Genomic DNA, 20487 nt, shown 5'->3' with positions numbered 1-20487 from the left:
CAGCTTCTTTTGAAACTATTTTGATCAGTTTCTCAGCAATCGTCTTTCGGTTAGATGGTTTCACAGTAAAATGACAATGATGATGTAATGTCGTATATGTTACTTAATAGTCTGCGATTTCTGAACTAGTAGATCAGTCTCTAGCCCTTGATATTATTGACTTTAATCAACTCGGCGGGAATTGCTGGCAAAATACACGCCCCGTAGCTTCGACGATGCTAAAATACACTCATCAACAGAGATGCTTACTCTTAATCCACAAGGCTTAGATGGCCAGCCAGAAGAGAATGAACCGCCAATTTAAAGCCTCATTTCGATTCCTTGTCCTGCCATGTATTGCTTGGCCTCCGGAATAGAATACTGCCCAAAATGAAAAATACTGGCCGCAAGAACCGCGTCGGCCTTTCCTTCTTTAACGCCGGCAACCAGGTGATCCAGGTTTCCGGCACCCCCTGAAGCAATTACCGGAATTCCCGTCGCTTCCGAAATAGCCAGGGTCACTCCAAGATCATAGCCGTTTTTAACACCATCCTGATCCATGCTGGTCAGTAACAGTTCACCAGCACCAAAGGCTTCCATTTTCATGGCCCATTCAACTGCATCTAGCCCGGTTGGTTTTCTGCCACCGTGGGTAAAGATTTCCCAGCGATCTTTTTCTCCAGGCTGGCTGACTTTCTTGGCGTCAATGGCGACAACGATGCATTGAGAACCAAAACGATCCGCAGCTTCTTTAACAAAGTCCGGATTAAACACTGCGGCAGTGTTAATGCCGACTTTATCGGCTCCGGCATTCAGCATGGTGCGAATATCTTCGACTTTGCGAATACCCCCGCCTACTGTGAGAGGGATAAATACTTCGCTGGCCATTCGTTCTACCGTATGAACCGTGGTATCTCTTCCTTCGTGGCTGGCAGTAATATCCAGAAAGGTGATTTCGTCCGCCCCTTCATCATTATAACGACGGGCGACTTCTACCGGGTCACCGGCATCACGAATATCCAGAAACTGAACGCCTTTGACGACTCGCCCATTTTCGACATCGAGACAGGGAATTATTCTTTTAGCCAGTCCCATTACAGCACCTTCTTTTAATTAACCAACCGCAGCGTCATCGGGTAGCGATAAAACTCGCCATTGCCCGCCTTCATGGCAGCTCGCACCATAAATATCAACACCACAATGGCGATAATCGGAACTAATGGCAGCAGTAAGAACCCCACCAACATCAGTTTGAGCGCAACCCAAACGGCAATCAGTAAAGCAAGAGTAATCTGAAAATTCAGAGATTCCCGGGCATGGTGCTCAATGTATGGGGATGAATCCCTTTTCCAAAGCCAGATAAGCAGGGGAATAACAATGCTGAGCCCAGGCACCATAAAGCCAAACAATGGCAGCAGGTGCGATAGCACCGCCATGTTTTTATCATCCCGATTGATGCTCGGACTATTGACTGGTGGAAATTCTGAATCTTTCATCATGTGGTCTCTATACCCAAAGGATTTCAAGTTGCTACGCGGCGGCAACCGAGTGAATCCCCATGAGCCTACGAATAGTAGGTGATTGGGGTGAGCGAGCGAAGCCAACAAAGTAGCAACTTGAAAGGCGACGGGTATAAATCGTTACTGAAGACAATAACGCTGAGCTTCTCCAAGATCCAGAGAACCTTCATAGATTGCACGGCCAGTAATGGCGCCTTCAATGCCTTCATGGGATACAGCTTTCAGAGCACGAATATCATCCATATTAGTGATACCACCAGAAGCGATAACGGGTATGGACATACTGTTCGCCAATTGTCGTGTAGCTTCCACATTCACACCCTGCATCATGCCATCACGGGCAATATCGGTGTAAACAATGGCGGATACACCATCCTGTTCAAACTGTTTCGCCAAAGAAACAGCCTCAACATCGGTGACTTTTGCCCAACCATCGGTAGCGACCAAACCATTCTTTGCATCGATGCCCACAATCACGTGACCAGCAAACTGTCGGCAGGCCTCCTTGACAAAATCCGGATCTGTCACTGCTTTAGTTCCAATAATTACCCAGGAAACACCAGACTCCAGATAAGCTTCTATTGTCGTCAGATCGCGAATACCGCCGCCAATCTGCACAGGCAAATCAGGGTATTTTTTGGTAATGCCGCGGACTGCTTCTGCATTGACTGGCTTGCCGGCAAACGCGCCGTTCAAATCAACCAGGTGCAATCGGCGACATCCAGCGTCTACCCAACGACTTGCCATGGCCACAGGGTCATCACCAAATACCGTAGCATCGTCCATCTCACCCTGACGCAGACGGACACAGGCACCATCTTTCAAATCAATAGCTGGAATGATTAACATCTTATTATGGTTTCCACTTCAAATAATTTTCGAGAAGCTTGAGTCCGCTGTCGGCACTTTTCTCTGGATGAAACTGGACGGCAAATACATTCTCATGGCTTAGAGCCACATCAAATTCAAGGCCATACTCTGTTTTCCCAACCACCATCGAGGCATCAGCAACATGAGCGTGATAGCTGTGGACAAAGTAAAAACGGCTATTGTCTTCAATCCCTTGCCAGAGTGGGTGGGAAGGATTTGTCTGTTGAATCCGGCTCCAACCCATATGGGGGACTTTCAGGCGATTGCCATCGTCATCCTGAAGCGGGTTAGAAAAACGCTTCACATCGCCGGGCAGTATTCCAAGACACTCAACACCACCATTCTCTTCACTGTGATCCAGCAACACCTGCATGCCTACGCAGATACCCAGCAATGGTCGGGTATTAATAATTTCCCGGACAATATCATCAACCCCGTGCCGGATAATTTCTGCCATGCAGTCACGGATTGCACCGACGCCGGGCAAGACAACACGATCCGCCGCAAGGATGTCTTCTGGTTTTGAGGTGATAATGATTCGGGTGTCAGCATCGGCAACATGTTCCAGCGCCTTACTGACGGAATGGAGATTACCCATTCCATAATCAATGACAGCCACCGTTTGCATGCTAGAGCGTTCCCTTGGTGGATGGCATTTGTCCGGCCATTCGTGGATCCGGAGTCAGTGCCATGCGCAGGGCTCGACCAAAAGCCTTGAAGACGGTTTCTATCTGATGATGGGCGTTGCGGCCTTTAAGGTTATCAATGTGCAGGGTGATACCGGCATGATTTACAAAGCCCTGAAAGAACTCATAAAACAGATCGACATCGAAACGACCGATCATGGCCCGGGTGAAGTCGATATTGTATTCCAATCCTGGTCGGCCAGAAAAATCGATCACCACTCGTGACAATGCTTCATCGAGGGGAATATAAGCGTGACCGTATCGGTAGATACCTTTTTTATCCCCCACCGCCTTAGCAAATGCCTGCCCAAGGGTAATACCGATATCTTCTACGGTATGGTGGTCATCAATCTCGTTATCACCCGCTGCCTTGATATCCAGATCAATCAAACCATGACGGGCAATCTGATCCATCATATGGTCCAGAAAGGGTACGCCTGTATCGAAGGTGGCTTTACCCGTGCCATCCAGATTGATGGCAACACGAATTTGTGTTTCCAGAGTGTTTCTTTCAACACTGGCCTTGCGCTGAGCCATGCAAATCTCCGGTTGGATTATTCATATATTCTGTTTCCGGGAGCCTGCATTATACCCAAAGGATTTCAAGTTGCTACGCGACGGGTATATATGGAGCGCCGGATTTAATAAGCTCTGACTTGACCAAATATATCACCCTCCAGACTCTCCAGCAGTTTGTTGACTGCTTTACGATCAACCTGTGCAGGCTTTGGCTTCAAAGGTTGGGGACGATCATTTACCCAGTGGGATGACCAGAACCAGGTAGTTGCAACACATTCCTCAGGATAACTCTTTAGCTGAAACTGCTCTGCAACCCTTATACAGCCTGTTAAAAACTCATCCACTGCGGATATACGAATCGGGTAGTCAGACGATGGTTTTTCATAGAACTTAGCGCGCGTCTGATAAATCCAGAACTGCCCTTGCTCTGGAATACGGCTGCTGGTCATGGCAGCTAATTGATCGGAGCGTATCTGAATCCGACAGGTTTGTATCTGCTGACGGTCTGTATATCGAATCTCTGAAGGCGTAATAGGAAACAGTATGCCGTTAAACACACTTCCCACTGATTGCATGACACCAAGGTCGGTTTTTTTAAGCGTATCACCAGCACCGCTTTTAGTGAGCCACCCTCTCTTATAGCCATCAACCTTTACGGGTATGGCATGCTGATAGTTTCTGTTTTCTGACTGACCATAAAGCAAATCGCCATACCCGATCATATATTGCGGACTATTTTGATCGGCTACCGGATAGCATTCACTTGCACGGGCAATAAAAGGATATAAGAAAAGTAAAACGCCAAATAAAACCACCGTTATTCTTTTTCGAGATATATAGAAGACAGTGCACTTTAAATTCAACATTTCAAACACCTTGAATATAGAAATCAGCAGAATAAGAAAAACAAAAAATCAAATTCCAAAAAAACTGTAAAGAAAATCATAATTCACCCGAGTAACTCTGAAGGATGAATATTAAGTTTAGCTATTAATCAGACGCTGATTAATATTGGCGACCTGAATGAACAAAAGCGATGACTATTAAGGGTTGATTTTAGTCATTTGTCAGGTATCGTGTAATTTACAGAGAAGGATTTGATTACCATGCCCGGTCGAGTGTTTAAGGAAAAACAACTCCGGCTTTGTGTCGTGGCCGCCTTGACTTCACTCTCTGCACCCGTTGCAGAAAGTCTGCTGTTGCCGCCAAAACCATTGGCCTCCAATATATCTTGGCGATGCGATTCTGGCTTAGCGCAACAAAGGCTGTGTAATAATTTGGTGGATCCGAATTATCGTTATGCCCGCAACACTACCAACACTAACAAGTCAAAATCAATTCAGGCACCGCCGAACTCTTCACCAACTTCACAGCAGCCAGCATTAAACCAACCTGTTTATTCAAAAAACAATTTACAATCTGATTTTTCAGAACCAAATATCAATAATGCCCCTGAAAACCGTTTATTAAATCTCTCGGGCAATCAATACGTGCTCCAATGGATGGCAGCAAAAGAGCGCGGACAATTAGAAGCATTAAAACAGAGGTACCCTGTCCTTAAAGACGCACTGATTGCAAAATATGAACGTTCCGGAAATACCTGGTTCGTGCTTCTCGATGGTCCATTTAAAAGTCGCACTGATGCCATGGTGGAATTGGAGTCACCACCAAGGTCGGCAATGGCAAGAGAGCTTTATCCCTGGACTCGGTCTCTGGCCAGCATTCAAAAGCTGAACCCTGTTGTTTCAAATCCCAGCTACCGAGTTGCAAAGAACAACTGGCAAGACCCGACTCAAGAGCGAGTTTCTTACTCTACGCCATTGTTGGTAACCACGGAACAAACAGCACCCTATATTAATCAGCAATACATTGACCCACCGACTTATAATGATAACTACTCATCGCAACAAGTTGAGGTCGTTGCGAATCGCCAGAGCAATTCTAATTATGAGCGTGGCTATGAGAACGGCTATGAAAATGATTATGAGAACGGCCGCGAGATGGTTCTACCCTACGGGGCTGAATTCGACGAAGTAACTTACTCGGGCAATAATAGGAACACTCAACAACAGAGCTACCAGAACGCAGACAACTCACTGTCTAAATCACAGTCTAATCACACCAGCGTTTCGGCCTATAGAAACCCAAAAGTCGAGCAGCAATCGTCGCACGAAGTGGATTATAACCTGCAAGACACCCAACCCGTTTCTTACAACAAACCGGCTCAACAACCAAAGCTTCGCAGAGAGCTTCGCAGAGAACCGTCTTACCATCCGCAGCTGCAGTATGCGATGAATGTTCTAACAGCAAACCCCAGAAGTTATACCATAGAGTGGATGAGCTCCAGCCGAAAAGCCTCTCTGGAACGAGCACAGCTGCGTTACAGCGAACTACAGAACACTCAGATAGTTCGTTACAATAGAAACAACCGAAAACGTTATATGCTGGTGAGCATGTTGTTTGTTAATCGTGCAGCAGCTTTGGATGCCTTACTGACCCCATCTCTTGCACGCATCTCTACCCGTTTCTCGCCAAAAGTGAGGCGCGTGGCTGATCTGCAGACAATGGTCGGCAACACGGTTCAGGATAACCATGCATGGGTTGGCCCGGCACTGGAGCCATCTATCCAGAAACGACACTGGATCGGCACTGATGATCCGGGTAATCGTGAGTACATTGTCCATAGCCGCTCAGAACGCTCACGGGCAAAACCAGTCGCCAGCAACTATTCGACATTGCCACAAACAGTGACACAAAGAGTGCCTGAACCAAAGTCTATGCCGATTATAAATAATGACCAGCAACAACTCAGCTCATTACTGAACACGCCGGGTGATGCATACACTATTCAGTGGTTCTCATCATCCAATGAGCAATCAATAGAACAGCTTAAGCAGCGCTTCCCACAGCTGCAGGATGCTATGACCGTGCGGGTGCAAAAAGGCAGCAGACAGTGGTTTGTTCTTGTGCAAGGACAATACAGAAATAGCCAGGAAGCCATTCGTGCATTAAAAACACCGTCAATGCAAACCATTGCCACCGTTTTACACCCATGGACCCGCCCTGTGGATTCCCTGAAAAAACTGAGCGTAGCCACGCTGTAACGCTCTGGCTTAACCACTTCCTTTTCGAGACTGCTTTTCGTATCCGCCTGCCATATAAATTTACCTACACGACAATAGTGTTAAGATAGATTTAAATATCTAAAACCCATTCCCAGACATTCCCTGAGGCTATCCATGAACCGCGCTATTAAGTTCATTGCCGTTTTGCTGGCGGCATTGGTTCTGCTGGTTGTCATTGCTGCAGCACTCCTTCCACGATTTATTGACCCGAACCAGTTTCGTGGCGACATCACCCAAACGATTTATGATCAATCCGGCCTCAAGGTAAACATCAATGGCGATATTGGCTGGTCGATTTTCCCCTGGGTTGGCCTTTCTCTTTCCGATGTTGCGGTTGAGGGCAAGCACAACTCAAAACTCGCAAAGCTGGGTTCTGCTGATGTCAGTGTTAAAGTCATTCCGTTATTGAGCAAACGGATTGAAATGCAAACCCTTGAGCTGAAAGGCCTTGAATTAACACTGGTAAAAAATAAATCCGGGATTGGCAACTGGGAAGTCTCAGCGCCGGTCACGACCAAACAACAACCTGCAACAACGTCTGAACCCGCTGACACAACAACTGACACAAAAAGCACGGAATCCAGCACCAGCGCATCCGCAATCAAGCTCAACATCGCTAGTGTAAACGTCAGTGACCTGTTAATCAGTTATGACGATCAACAAGCTGGCCAGAAATACATTATTGATAACGCCAGCCTGACTACCGGCGCTATTCGCAGCCAGCAACCTTTTGACTTCCACCTGAAAGCCCATGTAGAAATGCCCGATCTGGCACTGAATACATCCATCATGGGTAATATGACGTTTAATCTGGAAGCGGGCACCTACCGGCTTGAAAAGCTGAATATCAGCGCCAGCCCGGATACGGCCAAGGCAGAAACCGTCAGCATTGTCGGCAACCTTCTTTACCAGCAGGAACCGATGTTGGTTCAAGGCAACCTTGGGGTGAATGCATTTAATGCCGCCAATCTTGCAAAGCAAATCAAACTTCAGCTCCCCCCTATGGCTGACCCAAAGGCACTGACCAAAGTCGCTTTTGACAGTCATTTCAATACGAATGGTCAAAGCCTGAATGCAGAAAAGCTGACATTCCAACTGGACGACTTCTCCCTGAACGGGAACTTCAAGATGTCCAGCATTGAACGAGGTGATATGAAATTTGCTTTCAAAGGCAATCACCTGAATGTGGATAAATATCTTCCACCAGCCACCAGTTCAGAGCCAGTAGCTTCTGAAAACAGCCCTAATAATAACGACAGAGAAACAACAAATCAGACACAATCCTCACCACCCAAAGAACACCCGTTGATTCCTGAAGCCATGCTCCGCGGGTTGAATCTGGATGGCTCTTTGACGCTGGAATCCCTCACGGTCGCCAAACTTCTATTCGAGAAACCATCAGTGGGCATTAAAGCGGCTAATGGTAAGCAGGAAGTCAACATTGGCTCAGCCTTTTATCAGGGCACGATTGATCTGACGTCTACTCTTGATGTGCGTAAGGCTGGCAATCCAAAAATGGCAGCTAACGGCAACCTGAAAGGTATCAGTCTCCACGCTCTAGCCAAACCATTGCCTGATCTGAAACCCGTGGAAGGCGACGTCAATACCACCATGAAATTAAACACTCATGGTCAGTACGCCAGCACCCTCACCAAAAACCTCAATGGTGATATCGCCTTCCAGATCGATAAAGGCGCGTTCACAGAAGCCAATTTCGACAAAATGGTCTGCGAAACCGTGGCTTTTGTGCGCAAAAAAGAGCTGCAAACAAAGGACTGGGGAAGCATCACACACTTTACCGACCTGAGCGGCACCTTTGTTATCGCCAATGGCGTCGCCAAAAACAAGAACCTCATTGCCGCACTCGCTAACATGAACCTGAAAGGGGATGGATACGTAAATCTTGTGGACCGGAAAATGGACTATCATATTGGCCTGAATATCCGGGGCGAAGAATCGCCAGGCACTGATCCGGCCTGCCAGATCAACAAGGATTATGTAAACGTCACCTGGCCAGTACGTTGTCACGGCGCTTTGGATGCACCCAAATGCGGAGTGGATACCAAGCGTATTGGCGACGTTATTTCCAGCGTAGCGAGTAATAAGCTGCAACAGAAAATCGAAGAAAAGGTACAGGGGCCGGTTAAGGATCTGCTAAAAGGCCTTTTTAAATAGTAAACAACTTCTGACCGCTATTTATCTAAAGCGGTCAGAAGTTTCACATCAAATTCTAAATGACCATAAAAGACAAAGTAACAACTCAGTGTTTCAGCCAGAAAATTCTCCACTGGTTCGACCACCATGGCCGTAAAAACCTACCATGGCAGCAGAATAAAACCCCTTACCGGGTCTGGATCAGCGAGATTATGCTCCAACAGACTCAGGTCACGACAGTGATACCCTACTATCAAAAATTCGTGGCTCGTTTTCCAGACGTTTTCACCCTTGCGCCAGCCCATGAAGATGAAGTGCTTCACCACTGGAGTGGTTTAGGCTACTACAGCCGCGCCAGGAATCTTCATAAAGCCGCTAAAGCGGTGGTTGCGCAATTTGAAGGCGAGTTTCCCAAATCGGTTGAACAGCTAATGGAACTGTCCGGCATTGGTCGCTCAACTGCTGGCGCGATTGCTTCCATTAGCATGGGAATCCGGGCACCTATTATGGATGGCAATGTGAAACGAGTGCTTACCCGTTACTTTGCCATTCCCGGCTGGCCCGGTCAGACGACCATTAGCAACCAGCTTTGGGAGCTGGCGGATCAGCTAACACCTGACCATCGGACCGGTGATTACACTCAGGTTATGATGGATCTGGGTGCCACAGTCTGTAAACGAAGCAAACCTACCTGCGACATCTGCCCAGTATCTGGTGATTGCGTTGCTCACCGACTAGGGCATGAGAAACTCTACCCCGAATCCAAACCCAAAAAAGCCAAACCCGAAAAGTCCACCATCATGCTTATGGTGGTAAACCAGTTTGGTGAGATTCTTCTGGAAAAACGTCCACCATCGGGTATATGGGGCGGCCTTTGGGGATTTCCAGAAGTCTTAGGTCTTGATCAGGTTAAGGAGCAGGCAAAAGAAAAAACTGGCCTGCAACTGGGTGATTGTGATTTCTGGCAACCTTTCCGGCACACCTTTAGTCATTATCATCTGGATATTACGCCAGCTCTGTCATTTATTGAGTACCCTGATAGTGATACTAATCATTTCATCAAGGATGGCGACTCGCTCAAATGGTTCCCATTGGCAACACTTCCAGAACTAGGGCTTGCAGCGCCAGTCAGCAAACTGCTTGGCAAGTTGCAGAAAGCTTTATAAAGATCTGAGCGAAGCGGCTTCAAACAAGAATAAACAGAATAAAGGTTTGTCGTCGTTCAATTTTTAAGTGAGGTGCTACCTTTATATGCATGACAAATTTGCAGATAACGGAGAGCACAATGAAGTACACAATTTCTCTTCTCGTTGCAGGGTTACTCTCTATAAGCCTTTCTACTTGGGGAGCGGAAAAACAAACGGTCACGATGAACCTGAAAAGCCCTCAGGTAACCAATGGTCAATCGTTTCACAACCAGCAGATTTTCAACCATTGGGGATGTACCGGTAAAAATGTCTCACCTGAACTTCAATGGGATAAAGTACCTGATGGAACAAAAAGCTTTGCCGTGACGATGTATGATCCCAATGCCCCGACCGGCAGTGGTTGGTGGCACTGGGTTGTCATTAACATTGCAGGTGATGTTCACAGCCTTACTGAAAATGCAGGGAAAGAAGGCGGCAAACAATTACCCAAAGGGGCTCGCATGTTGCGTAATGACTTCGGTTTTGAAGGTTATGGTGGCGCCTGCCCTCCTCCTGACGCCACACCTCATCAATACCACATTACCGTCTATGCACTGGATATTGCTAATCTGGATGTTGATAGCAATGCCTCTCCGGCAATGGCTGGCTACTACATCCTCCAGCATATGTTAGCAAAGGCTGTACTGACGGCACCAACAAACAAACGTTAATCCATGAATACTTACGATGTTGTATATCTGTCTGGGGTAACAGTAAACGTTCATACGAGCAAACCTGCTCTACACTTCCAGAAAGGTTATATATTGGATATTTATCGTATTGGTGTGCTTTCTGAAAACGTATGGGCTGATCTTAGTCTTGTGTCTCCCAGTATCTTTGGTCAATGCCTTAGAGCCATCACCGGAATACTGGCAACTCACTGCTACTGACAACAAACCTATTTTTGCATCAAACCTATGGGTTCAATATTCCCATAACCATGCAAATCAGGCGTATCAACAACAGATACCTGGTTTCAAAATGCAAACTCACGGCTATTCCATAGGCTGGAACACAACACTGGGAGAAGAGCAGGAAATAACAACCGGCATTTTTTATACCGCAGCTCAAGGAGATATCCACAGCAAAGACGACAATAGCCAGCTAGACACAAAAGATCATATCGTTGGCATTAATACATCATGGTATGAGGATAATTTCTTTTTCCATGGCCAGCTGCAATATGCCAGAGGTGAAAACCATGGCAATCAAGATCAGCATAAGCTTCGGTATGACAACCAGCATCGAGGATTCAGCCTGACGGCTGGCTACACGTATGCTCTTGGACAACACTGGCAATGGCAGCCTTGGGCATCTTTCAATCGCTATTCCATCGAAACGGATAATATTCACAGCCAAACCAGACTTCCGCTGAATACGCCTTTTTGGAACCAACCCATCAATAAAAAATACCGCATCAAAGAAGCGGGCGGAGGTTTAAGGCTCATAGGTAACCTAAATACAGACGCACTGCTGTTTAAACCCGAAATAGGCATTCAGGGTTTTCATAATTTCAAAGATGATCCCATTGATGTCGTTGCCAGTTTCGATAAGGCGGGCACTCTTTTCATGATCGATGCCACCAGCACAGATCACCGCCGTTATCAGTTTGATCTTGGCCTCGCGCTGGAAAAAGCAAATCAAACATTTCTCACTCTGAAATACGCCCACCAATGGTCAGATAACTTCAAAGTCGACGGGTTTATAGCCATAATGCGCTATGAATTTTAATAATACCTTTTCCCGCTTACCCGATGTTTTCTTCACCAAGCTGAACCCGGCACCGCTGGATAACCCAAAACTGGTGGTTATCAGCTCATCTGCAGCGGCTCTCATCGGATTTGAACCATCTCCTCAAAACTTGGATGCGCTCACAAAAATTTGTGGCGGCCATGAGCTTTTCTCCGGCTCAGCCCCTCTTGCCATGGTTTACTCAGGTCATCAGTTCGGTGGTTATAGCCCTCAACTGGGCGATGGTCGTGGATTATTGCTGGGAGAAGTGGTCAATGATCAAGGCGAAAAGTGGGATCTACACCTGAAAGGCTCAGGCCCGACGCCCTACTCTCGCTCTGGTGATGGTCGAGCGGTATTGCGTTCCTGCATCCGTGAATTTCTGGCATCAGAAGCATTGCACCATCTTGGTATTCCAACCACCCGGGCGCTCTGCGTGGTCTCCAGCGATACACCGGTTTATCGGGAAACCACCGAAGCAGGCTCAACCCTGCTGCGGCTGGCGAAAAGCCATATCCGCTTTGGTCACTTCGAATACTTCTACTACACCAGAAATCACGAAGCTCTGAAGACGCTGGCGGACTACACCATTGAAAATAACTTTTCCGATCTCGAAGATATGCAAGAACAAGCCGGCACCGATGAAGGTTACCGTTTGTTTTACGCAGAAGTCGTCCGTCGTACAGCAAAATTGATTGCCAAATGGAAGGCTGCCGGTTTTGCCCACGGTGTTATGAATACCGATAACATGAGCATCATTGGCGACACCTTTGACTACGGTCCCTATGGTTTTATAGATGACTTTAACTGGCATTACATCTGTAACCATTCCGACCATCAGGGACGCTATGCCTTCAGTCAGCAGCCGGAAATCGGTCACTGGAACCTTGGCAGGTTGGGGCAGGCATTGGTGCCATTATTTGATAATGCCGAGCTGATTCAAACGGCACTAGATGAATACCCAAAAATCTACACTGACACTTATATGGAGCTGATGCTCAACAAGCTTGGCATTTCGAATAAACAAGAAGGCGATGATCAACTGGTTACCGATTTACTCCAACTGCTTCACGACAGCCGTTGCGATTACACGATCTTCTTTCGTACGCTCTGTGACTTGCCCTCAGATAATGCCAAACACGCTCTGACCGAGCGGGTGAATCATGCATCATTCGAGCCTTGGCTAACTGCATACAACCTTCGTTTAGCAACGGACAACACTGACCATCAAGCACGCCAAACTCAGATGAAGCAGGTGAATCCAAAGTTTATTCTCCGGAACTATCTTGCCCAGCAAGCGATCGAAAAAGCGGAGAAAGGCGATTATCAGGAAATGGAAAGCCTGATGGCCGTACTCACTGCACCTTTTGAAGAGCATCCAAATTTGGAACATTACGCCAGCGAGCCGCCAGAATGGGGAAAAAAGCTGGAAGTCAGCTGCTCTTCTTAGAAATCCTGAGACATCGCTTTTACGATGAACACAGCGCAGTTAAGATAGCGACAATAGCTCACCAGTACAGCGAGATAACAACATGACCAGAATGGTTCACTGCGTAAGACTTAAGAAAGAGGCAGAAGGCCTGATGGTTCCACCTCTGCCGGGTCCAAAAGGCCAGTGGGTTTTTGAAAATGTCTCACAGGAAGCCTGGACCGAATGGCAGGTTCACCAAACCCGGCTGATCAACGAGAAACACCTTAACCTGATGCAGCCCGAGGCTCGTCAGTATCTCACCGAACAGATGGATAAGTACTTCAAAGGTGAAGCGGTGGATGCAGCTGATGGTTACGTCCCTGAAACAAAATAAGCCCTTCACATAATCCGACCTGATACAGCCAAATGAGAATTACATTTTCATTTGGCTCGCAATCTTGACACCGCTAAGATCAAAAGATAAGTTGCTGAGAAGTTACGAATCACCGGCTAATTCAAACAATAAAAAGAGAGCCTTTATGAGCCAACAGTATCTGGATCAGTGGCATAACGTTGTGTTCAAACGAGATATGAAACAACTGAGTGCCATATTGCATGACGATGTAGAGTTTCATTCGCCAACTCTCTGGAAGCCCAAGGTGGGGCGCCCGGTAACCCAATACATTTTACAAATGGTGATTGAGATCTTTGAAGATTTTCAATATCACCGGCAATGGGTTGAGAGTGATGGTCACGAAACAAACATGGCTCTGGAGTTTTCCGCTAAAGTGGATGGGAAAAGTATAAAAGGTATCGACCTTATTCGCTGGAATGAAAAGGGTCAGATCGTGCATTTTGAAGTCATGATTCGCCCGATGAATGGGTTACAGCTCATGTTTAATAAAATGACTGAACACCTTCAGGAAGCAGGCTTTATTCCAACGGCCTGATCAGTGTCTGAGCCTGCGACAAACTACACTGGACTCTTAACAAGGTGGTCGCAAAAGTCCAGAAACCTCGTTCCCATGCTCCAGAGGTTGTCGCAAAACCACGTAGGTCGGTAATTCTGCAAGAATTGCCGACATCTCGCCGCGCTGTAGAGGCTGATTGTCGGCAACCCTGCGTGTTACCGAGATCTGTTTTTAAACACCTTTTGCGACAGCCTCGCTCCAGCGTTGGAATCCATACCCCAAACATTAGGGTTTCCGGCTCCCACGCAATACCCAAAGAGCATAAAAGCATGGGAGTCAGGGTTGGAGGGTTTTGCGACAACCTCTTAACTTAATGTCAAACAAGAAAAAGTAAGGGATTCTGTTCCCCTAAATACAATAGAAGATAACTGTTCACTTATTACTCCCTACTCTCATGGTATTTATCACCAGAGGTCTTGCTATTGCACCGCCATAAACCCTATTCTTTCCAGCCCTTTGAGACCATTACCCTGAGCAACACATTGTGGATCGTAAGACTTACCGTCAGCGCCGTGATTTTCTGGTAGCGCTGGGACAGGCTCTGCATAAATTCGGGACACCGGCTTTCCGCCTTGAAAGCCATATGCTGAACGTCTGCCATACTCTTGGGCTGGAAGGTTACTTTATTGTTTCGCCGACCTTGCTCACCGTTGTGTTGTGGATTCCCGAGATTTCATCAAAACGACACAATTATCATATCCGCGTAAAGCCCGGCGATTTGGATCTTGGTTCTCTTGCCAAAACAGACCAGTTGGTTGATGACGTTGTCAGTGAAACTATTTCTGTGGCTGAAGCGTCTGTTCAGCTGAAAGAAATTCTATCAGCGCCTGCCCCTTACAGCTTGGCTACTACCTACTTTGCCTTTGGTTTAACCAGCGCAGCCTTTGCGATGCTGATTGGCTTCAACTGGGCAGAAGTCTGGATTTCTTTTCTGGCAGGTATAGTTGTGTTCAGTATGATTTGCCTGTTAGAACGATTTTCTTCCAGCAATGAAGCGCTAGACCCTCTGGTCGCTTTAGCCGCTGCACTGTTTTCAGGAATGGCCAGCTATTGGTTTCCGCAGATAAACGTCCATCTTGTGGTTCTATCGGGCATCATTGTTTTTATCCCGGGGCTTTCTATCACCCTTGCATTAAAGGATCTTGCTGCACGGCATTTGATTTCCGGCACCAGTCGTTTAATGGACAGCCTGCTCTGCCTTTGCAAACTCTATTTTGGTTCTGCTCTTGGTAATGCATTGGTTAAGTTATTCTGGGAGCAACCTGCCACAGTGCCAATATCTGATATTCCAGCATGGATGGACTGGATCGCGATTCCATTACTGTCACTATCGCTGGTCATTGTTTTCAAAAACCGATTGCGAGATATCCCCTGGAGTTTGCTTTGCTGCTTTATTGCATTCGGAGGGGCACGTTTTGGTGCAGAGTACCTTGGAGAAGGCATGGGGCCATTTGTTGGTGCTTTGCTTGTGGGGATCTACAGTAATATCTGGTCACGCATTACCAACAAATCGTCGCTGATTATTTTGTTGCACGGTGTCGTATTGCTGGTTCCGGGAAGTAAGGCGTATATCGGGCTGGACAGCGCCATTAATGGTGTCGCTTTTATCGACCTACCACAGATTGGTGTACACACATTCATGATGTTTATGTCGATTCTGGCAGGATTGATCTTTGCTCGCTTACTGTTTCCAGCGAGAAAACTGCTTTAAGAGCAAGGAGGCAAACCTCCCAACTCATTTAGTTTACATATCCAAATGAATGCCGGCAGTGAAGCCTTTGATCTTATCGGATTGGGCATGGCTGCCGTCAGTTTCAACGGTGTACTGACGATAACCCGCCTGCAGATACACAGCAGGGAACAATTCTATACGAGCACCCGCACCGAAATCCTTGGCAGTATCATCGGAGCCTTTGCTATAACTTGCCCTGGCATAAAAAGACAGATCATTGTTCGGCAACAACTCAAGATCTGCAATCACCATGGGTAATGTTGCATCATAGTGATCACTGCCATCAATACGATGAAGCCCTGCTCCCAGGTCTACGGATACAAGGCTATTGTCCAGTATTTCGTAATAGCCATAGGCGTCTGCAGTATTGAATCCATCCTTATCCCCTTCGAAGCCAGTAGCTCTCAATGCAACGTTCGGGAGTAAAGGTACAGGGTGTTCAATCTGAGCGTAGATTGATCCAGCGGTGCCATGGTCTTTGGGTAAGTGCTTGAGAGTAACAGTAGGGAAAGGCTAATTGCTTTCTTCATTATCGCAGTCTTATTTGAGTAAACGTGGCATCTTACCTGATAATCAGCAGGCATTTTATCACGCCCTTAAAATTTGTGACGGTGCCGGGGTTATCTGTCATAACAGAGTCCCCCGGACGTAATCTATGATGTTAGTGCAGCTCTTTAATGCAGCTCTGTCACAATGTTCTTACTGAACGATTTCTCGCAGTAATGGCACTTCATCATCACATCTTTCTTTCCCTGCTTCAGAGAAAACTGACTCCGAACCGGCTCGTTGTGGCTAATGCAGTTTGAATTCGGGCAGGCCAGCACGCCGGTCATGGTTTCCGGCATGGACATTTTAAACTTACCCACCACCTTATAATCTTCAATAACATTGATAGTGGCGGACGAAGCAAACAACATCAGCTCATTGGCTTCCTGCTCGGTAAACTGACGACCCTCTACCTTGATGATGTCTTTTGCACCAAGTTCGTCGCTGGGCAAATTAAAACCTACCGTAATGCGTGCGTCGCTGTTTAATACCTGCAAACGGTCAAGTACTTTCACACCGTGGCCGGCAGGAATATGGTCAATCACAGTACCTGTGCCAATGGCTTCTACCTGAAGTTTCTTGTTCATAATATATCCCCCTCAGATAGTCGTTTAACAAACAGTTTCGTTAAGAATCAAAGCCAGCAACGCCTGACGTGCATAAACACCATTACGCGCTTGCTCAAAGTAATAAGCGTGCGGTGTTGAATCCACCTCAACCGCAATTTCATCGACCCTTGGCAGTGGATGCAACACTTTCAAATGTTCTGGTGCTTCTTTCAACGCCGCTTTTGTCAGCACATAATTGGAGGCAATGTGCTTGAATTCGGTTTCATCAAAGCGTTCTTTCTGAACCCGGGTCATGTAGATGATGTCTGTCTTATGAGCCACTTCTTCGATGCTTTCTGCGCGGCTGTATTTGATACCCTTCTCATCCAGCTCCTGCAAAATGTAGTCCGGCATCGCCAGAGCATCTGGAGCAATAAAGGTAAATTCCGCGTTAAAGTGTGTCAGAGCCTGAGCCAGGGAATGAACTGTGCGTCCGTATTTTAAGTCACCAACAAAAGCAACTTTCAGATTATCCAGCGTGCCCTGACATTCTTTGATGCTGAAAAGATCCAGCAATGTCTGGGTAGGATGCTGGTTAGAACCATCACCACCGTTGATCACCGGTACGCTTGAAAACTCTGCAGCCAGCCGAGCCGCACCTTCCTGTGGATGACGCATCACCACGGCATCGGTGTAAGAACTAATCACCTTGATAGAATCGGCCAGCGTTTCCCCTTTCTTGGCCGACGTATTTCCGCCGTCGGCAAAACCGATCAGGCTACCGCCCAATCGCTGAACCGCCGTTTCAAAGGATAAACGGGTACGTGTGGATGCTTCAAAAAAGCAGCTGGCAACGACCCGGCCTTTTAACAGATCCGACCGTGGATTCTTTTTCAGCTCTGCCGCAACGTCCAGTACCTGCTCCATGTCTTCCCGGTTCAGGTCGGCTATGGAGATTATACTTCTGTTTAGAAACCGATTTTCCATTGGTCTTTCACCTACTGCTTTCATTTTTATGGCCCAAAAAAAAGCCCCTGATCAAGGGGCTTTTTTACCAACAGAGGAGAAACGGCAAAGAAGGTCAATAGAATTGACTGATTCATAACCAGTTCTTTCCATTCGATCCTTAATTTGCATAAAATTTCGCCTTTCTCCACTGTTTCTTCTTCAAAATTGCTGAACTATGCAGCAACGTCGAGAATCAAATTTGTGCGTCATTCTACGCACACAGTTTGTAAGGTCAAGGGAGAGAAGCGCTGCCAATTTCTGTTTTCTCTAATGATTGTGACTCAAGTCAACCCACCTTCCCACATAACAACCAACAATGTTCATAAGCACTTTAATGTAATAAAAAAGGGATCTTCAATGGCTGTAGAACATCACCTTAATAGCACATCTGCTGCTCCGCTCTGGGCTCACTTCCAGAACATTTCCAGCATTCCACACCCATCCGGGTATGAAGAAGCACTGATTAGACATATTTCGGATTTTGCTGAACGCCTTCAACTGAACCATGTGCGTGATACTGCAGGAAATCTGATTGTTTATAAGCCAGCGTCAGAAGGGTTTGAGGGCAAGCCCGCTATCATTTTGCAAAGTCATCTGGACATGGTTCCCGAAAAATCAGAAGACAGTGGCCACGATTTCCTGAAAGATCCTATTGCCTTACGGCTCGATGCCGAATGGCTCACTGCAACGAACACTACTCTAGGTGCTGACAACGGTGTGGGTGTTGCAGCCATCATGGCCATTCTTGAAGACAACACGCTCTGCCACGCTCCAATTGAAGCGCTGTTTACCGTTACCGAAGAAACCACCATGGCTGGCGCCCAGGGTATTGATGCCAGCCTGTTGAGCGGTAAAACTCTGCTTAATCTGGATACAGAAGAAGACGGCTCACTTTATATAGGCTGCGCCGGTGGTGTAAACGTCGAAGTTCGTCAGCGGTGCTCAATGGTCTCTGCACCAAAAGAACATCATTGGTTTGATCTGAAAATGTCTGGTTTAAAAGGGGGGCATTCTGGCTGTGATATCCACCATCAACGAGCGAATGCCATTCAAACCATGGCGAGACTATTAAAAGCACTCAAACCCTGTGGTTTGAGCCTTGCCAGCTTCCATGGTGGCGTGCTGGATAATGCGATTCCAAGAGACTCAAAAGCATTAGTGGGCGTTCGATTGGATCAGGTCGAAAATGCCTATGCCATTATTGACCAACTGAGCCAAACCATACGACAAGAGCTCGCTCACATTGATCCTGACTTTCATCTTGCCTGCTCTACTGCAGAAGCACCGGCCACCGTTTTCAGAGATTCAGACTTGGCAATGTGGCTCAATGCCTTACATAGTTGCCATCATGGTATCAAACGATACAGCGATCAATTTAACGGCGTCGTTGAAACCTCAAACAATCTTGGTGTCCTGACAATGGACAATGGCCGTATATCCATTGACTGTTTCACCCGAAGCCTTGTGGACAGCGCTACACAGGAGCTGGCAGACAACATCACCGGTCTTTTTCAGCTCACCGGAGCCGAGGTGAAACAAACAGGCCTGTTCCCGGGCTGGCAACCTCATGCTGATTCCAATGTGCTTTCTCTAGCGACAGCACAATACCGGAAGCTGTTCCATAAAGAACCTGAGATCAAAATCATTCACGCAGCCCTCGAATGCGGCATTCTCAGTGCTGCTATGCCCGGTACGGACATGATCTCCTTTGGCCCTCAGATTGAGAATGCCCACACACCATGGGAACGGGTTCATATTGCCAGTGTTGATCGGTTCTGGTCTCTACTGAAAGCCACCATTGAGAGCATTCCATGATCGACCTTCATGGGTTTATTTCAGAATACGGCGCTGACTGGATAAAGGTGTTTCACCCGCCAGTCACCAGCTGTGATGAGTTCAATAACTTGTTCCCGGAATTGCCTGGTTCCAGAGCTAAAAATCTCTTTCTCTGTGACCGAAAGGCCAGACAGTTTTATCTGTTGGTGATGGAAGACCACAAATATCTGGATTGGAAGCACATCAGTAAACTGGCTGGGAGACGGCTTCAGATGGCATCTGCCGATAATTTGAAAGAACAGCTGAATCTGGATCGGGGAGCGCTGTCCATTTTCGCCCTGGTGAACGATCCGGAACGAAAGGTAAAGCTGATGATGGATAAAGATGTTTGGACTGCAGATTCCATTCAATGCCACCCTTGCAACAACAGAACCACCATCATTGCACCTATGGAGACTATCCGGTACTTCTTATCTTTAACAGGCCATGAGCCAACGATTGTTACAGTCTCTGCTTAAAACGGGGGATGTTGAGTTTTGAAAATATGTCTTTTTTGCATAGGTAAGGGAACTTTTTCTAGAACTAGTGTAGTGCGCCGTTCTTTTTGCTGCTTAAGCGGCAATTAGCTCGAACTACCTTCTCCAGTATGTCATTAGCCTTGGCTGTCCATATAAACGGCTTGGGCTTCTCGTTATGTTTTTCGATATATTCCTCTATTGCCTCC

The 20487-nt window shown here is 46.9% G+C and carries 20 protein-coding genes; 11 read left to right on the top strand and 9 right to left on the bottom strand.

Annotated features, from left to right (window positions below):
- Positions 1-300 precede the first annotated feature (300 nt).
- The 6 genes from hisF to AKL11_RS05090 form a co-directional block, all read right to left on the bottom strand.
- Positions 301-1074, bottom strand: a complete 774-nt coding sequence (gene hisF / locus AKL11_RS05115; protein WP_067515549.1) for an imidazole glycerol phosphate synthase subunit HisF — start codon at positions 1072-1074, stop codon at positions 301-303.
- 14 nt (positions 1075-1088) lie between these two features.
- A complete protein-coding gene (locus AKL11_RS05110) occupies positions 1089-1478 on the bottom strand; it encodes a DUF4870 domain-containing protein (RefSeq protein WP_067515548.1) in 390 nt (129 codons plus the stop codon).
- Between the two features lie 141 nt (positions 1479-1619).
- Positions 1620-2348, bottom strand: coding sequence for a 1-(5-phosphoribosyl)-5-[(5-phosphoribosylamino)methylideneamino]imidazole-4-carboxamide isomerase (hisA, locus tag AKL11_RS05105; protein WP_067515547.1), 729 nt, complete (start codon positions 2346-2348; stop codon positions 1620-1622).
- Between the two features lie 4 nt (positions 2349-2352).
- Positions 2353-2997, bottom strand: a complete 645-nt coding sequence (gene hisH / locus AKL11_RS05100) for an imidazole glycerol phosphate synthase subunit HisH (RefSeq protein WP_067515546.1) — start codon at positions 2995-2997, stop codon at positions 2353-2355.
- A gap of 1 nt (position 2998) precedes the next feature.
- A complete protein-coding gene (gene hisB / locus AKL11_RS05095) occupies positions 2999-3592 on the bottom strand; it encodes an imidazoleglycerol-phosphate dehydratase HisB (RefSeq protein ID WP_067515545.1) in 594 nt (197 codons plus the stop codon).
- Between the two features lie 104 nt (positions 3593-3696).
- Positions 3697-4440: a hypothetical protein gene (locus tag AKL11_RS05090; protein ID WP_067515544.1), complete on the bottom strand. Its 744-nt coding sequence runs from the start codon at positions 4438-4440 to the stop codon at positions 3697-3699.
- A gap of 240 nt (positions 4441-4680) precedes the next feature.
- Here AKL11_RS05090 and AKL11_RS05085 point away from each other — a divergent pair, with 240 nt between their 5' ends.
- The 9 genes from AKL11_RS05085 (at position 4681) to AKL11_RS05045 (ending at position 15864) form a co-directional block, all read left to right on the top strand.
- A complete protein-coding gene (locus AKL11_RS05085) occupies positions 4681-6678 on the top strand; it encodes an SPOR domain-containing protein (RefSeq protein WP_067515543.1) in 1998 nt (665 codons plus the stop codon).
- A gap of 135 nt (positions 6679-6813) precedes the next feature.
- Positions 6814-8874, top strand: a complete 2061-nt coding sequence (locus tag AKL11_RS05080) for an AsmA family protein (RefSeq protein ID WP_067515542.1) — start codon at positions 6814-6816, stop codon at positions 8872-8874.
- A 59-nt stretch (positions 8875-8933) separates the two neighbouring features.
- On the top strand, positions 8934-10019 hold the full coding sequence (gene mutY / locus AKL11_RS05075) for an A/G-specific adenine glycosylase (RefSeq protein WP_067515541.1): 1086 nt from the start codon (positions 8934-8936) through the stop codon (positions 10017-10019).
- A 119-nt stretch (positions 10020-10138) separates the two neighbouring features.
- Positions 10139-10711 carry a YbhB/YbcL family Raf kinase inhibitor-like protein gene (locus tag AKL11_RS05070; protein WP_067515540.1) on the top strand — a complete coding sequence of 191 codons (573 nt, stop codon included), beginning with the start codon at positions 10139-10141 and terminating at the stop codon, positions 10709-10711.
- Positions 10712-10823: 112 nt separating this feature from the next.
- Positions 10824-11771, top strand: coding sequence for an autotransporter outer membrane beta-barrel domain-containing protein (locus AKL11_RS05065; RefSeq protein ID WP_253705176.1), 948 nt, complete (start codon positions 10824-10826; stop codon positions 11769-11771).
- Complete coding sequence (locus AKL11_RS05060; protein ID WP_067515538.1) at positions 11761-13221, top strand: protein adenylyltransferase SelO; 1461 nt, start codon at positions 11761-11763, stop codon at positions 13219-13221. Before AKL11_RS05065 ends, AKL11_RS05060 begins: the two co-directional genes overlap by 11 nt.
- A gap of 82 nt (positions 13222-13303) precedes the next feature.
- Positions 13304-13576: an oxidative damage protection protein gene (locus tag AKL11_RS05055; RefSeq protein WP_067515537.1), complete on the top strand. Its 273-nt coding sequence runs from the start codon at positions 13304-13306 to the stop codon at positions 13574-13576.
- Positions 13577-13721: 145 nt separating this feature from the next.
- Positions 13722-14132: a nuclear transport factor 2 family protein gene (locus AKL11_RS05050; RefSeq protein WP_067515536.1), complete on the top strand. Its 411-nt coding sequence runs from the start codon at positions 13722-13724 to the stop codon at positions 14130-14132.
- 505 nt (positions 14133-14637) lie between these two features.
- Positions 14638-15864 (top strand): threonine/serine exporter family protein, encoded by a 1227-nt coding sequence (locus tag AKL11_RS05045; RefSeq protein ID WP_067515535.1) that lies wholly within the window; start codon positions 14638-14640, stop codon positions 15862-15864.
- 33 nt (positions 15865-15897) lie between these two features.
- On the opposite strand, the gene AKL11_RS05040 is transcribed toward AKL11_RS05045, so the two are convergent.
- The 3 genes from AKL11_RS05040 to pyrB form a co-directional block, all read right to left on the bottom strand.
- Entirely contained in the window at positions 15898-16293 is a 396-nt protein-coding gene (locus AKL11_RS05040) for a porin family protein (RefSeq protein ID WP_067515534.1), read from the bottom strand.
- Between the two features lie 266 nt (positions 16294-16559).
- The gene (pyrI, locus tag AKL11_RS05035; RefSeq protein WP_067515533.1) at positions 16560-17018 is read right to left on the bottom strand and encodes an aspartate carbamoyltransferase regulatory subunit; all 459 of its coding nucleotides are present in this window, start codon (positions 17016-17018) and stop codon (positions 16560-16562) included.
- 24 nt (positions 17019-17042) lie between these two features.
- A complete protein-coding gene (pyrB, locus tag AKL11_RS05030; protein WP_067515966.1) occupies positions 17043-17966 on the bottom strand; it encodes an aspartate carbamoyltransferase in 924 nt (307 codons plus the stop codon).
- Positions 17967-18344: 378 nt separating this feature from the next.
- Between pyrB and AKL11_RS05025 the strand changes: the two genes are divergently transcribed.
- Together AKL11_RS05025 and AKL11_RS05020 are read left to right on the top strand one after the other, a co-directional pair.
- A complete protein-coding gene (locus AKL11_RS05025) occupies positions 18345-19802 on the top strand; it encodes an aminoacyl-histidine dipeptidase (RefSeq protein ID WP_067515532.1) in 1458 nt (485 codons plus the stop codon).
- The gene (locus tag AKL11_RS05020; RefSeq protein ID WP_067515531.1) at positions 19799-20281 is read left to right on the top strand and encodes a YbaK/EbsC family protein; all 483 of its coding nucleotides are present in this window, start codon (positions 19799-19801) and stop codon (positions 20279-20281) included. Before AKL11_RS05025 ends, AKL11_RS05020 begins: the two co-directional genes overlap by 4 nt.
- Positions 20282-20487: the final 206 nt, after the last annotated feature.

The organism is Endozoicomonas ascidiicola, assembly GCF_001646945.1.
Taxonomy (GTDB): domain Bacteria; phylum Pseudomonadota; class Gammaproteobacteria; order Pseudomonadales; family Endozoicomonadaceae; genus Endozoicomonas; species Endozoicomonas ascidiicola.
The sequence above is the reverse complement of the archived record's forward strand: the minus strand, read 5'-3'. Positions and strand labels throughout refer to the sequence as shown.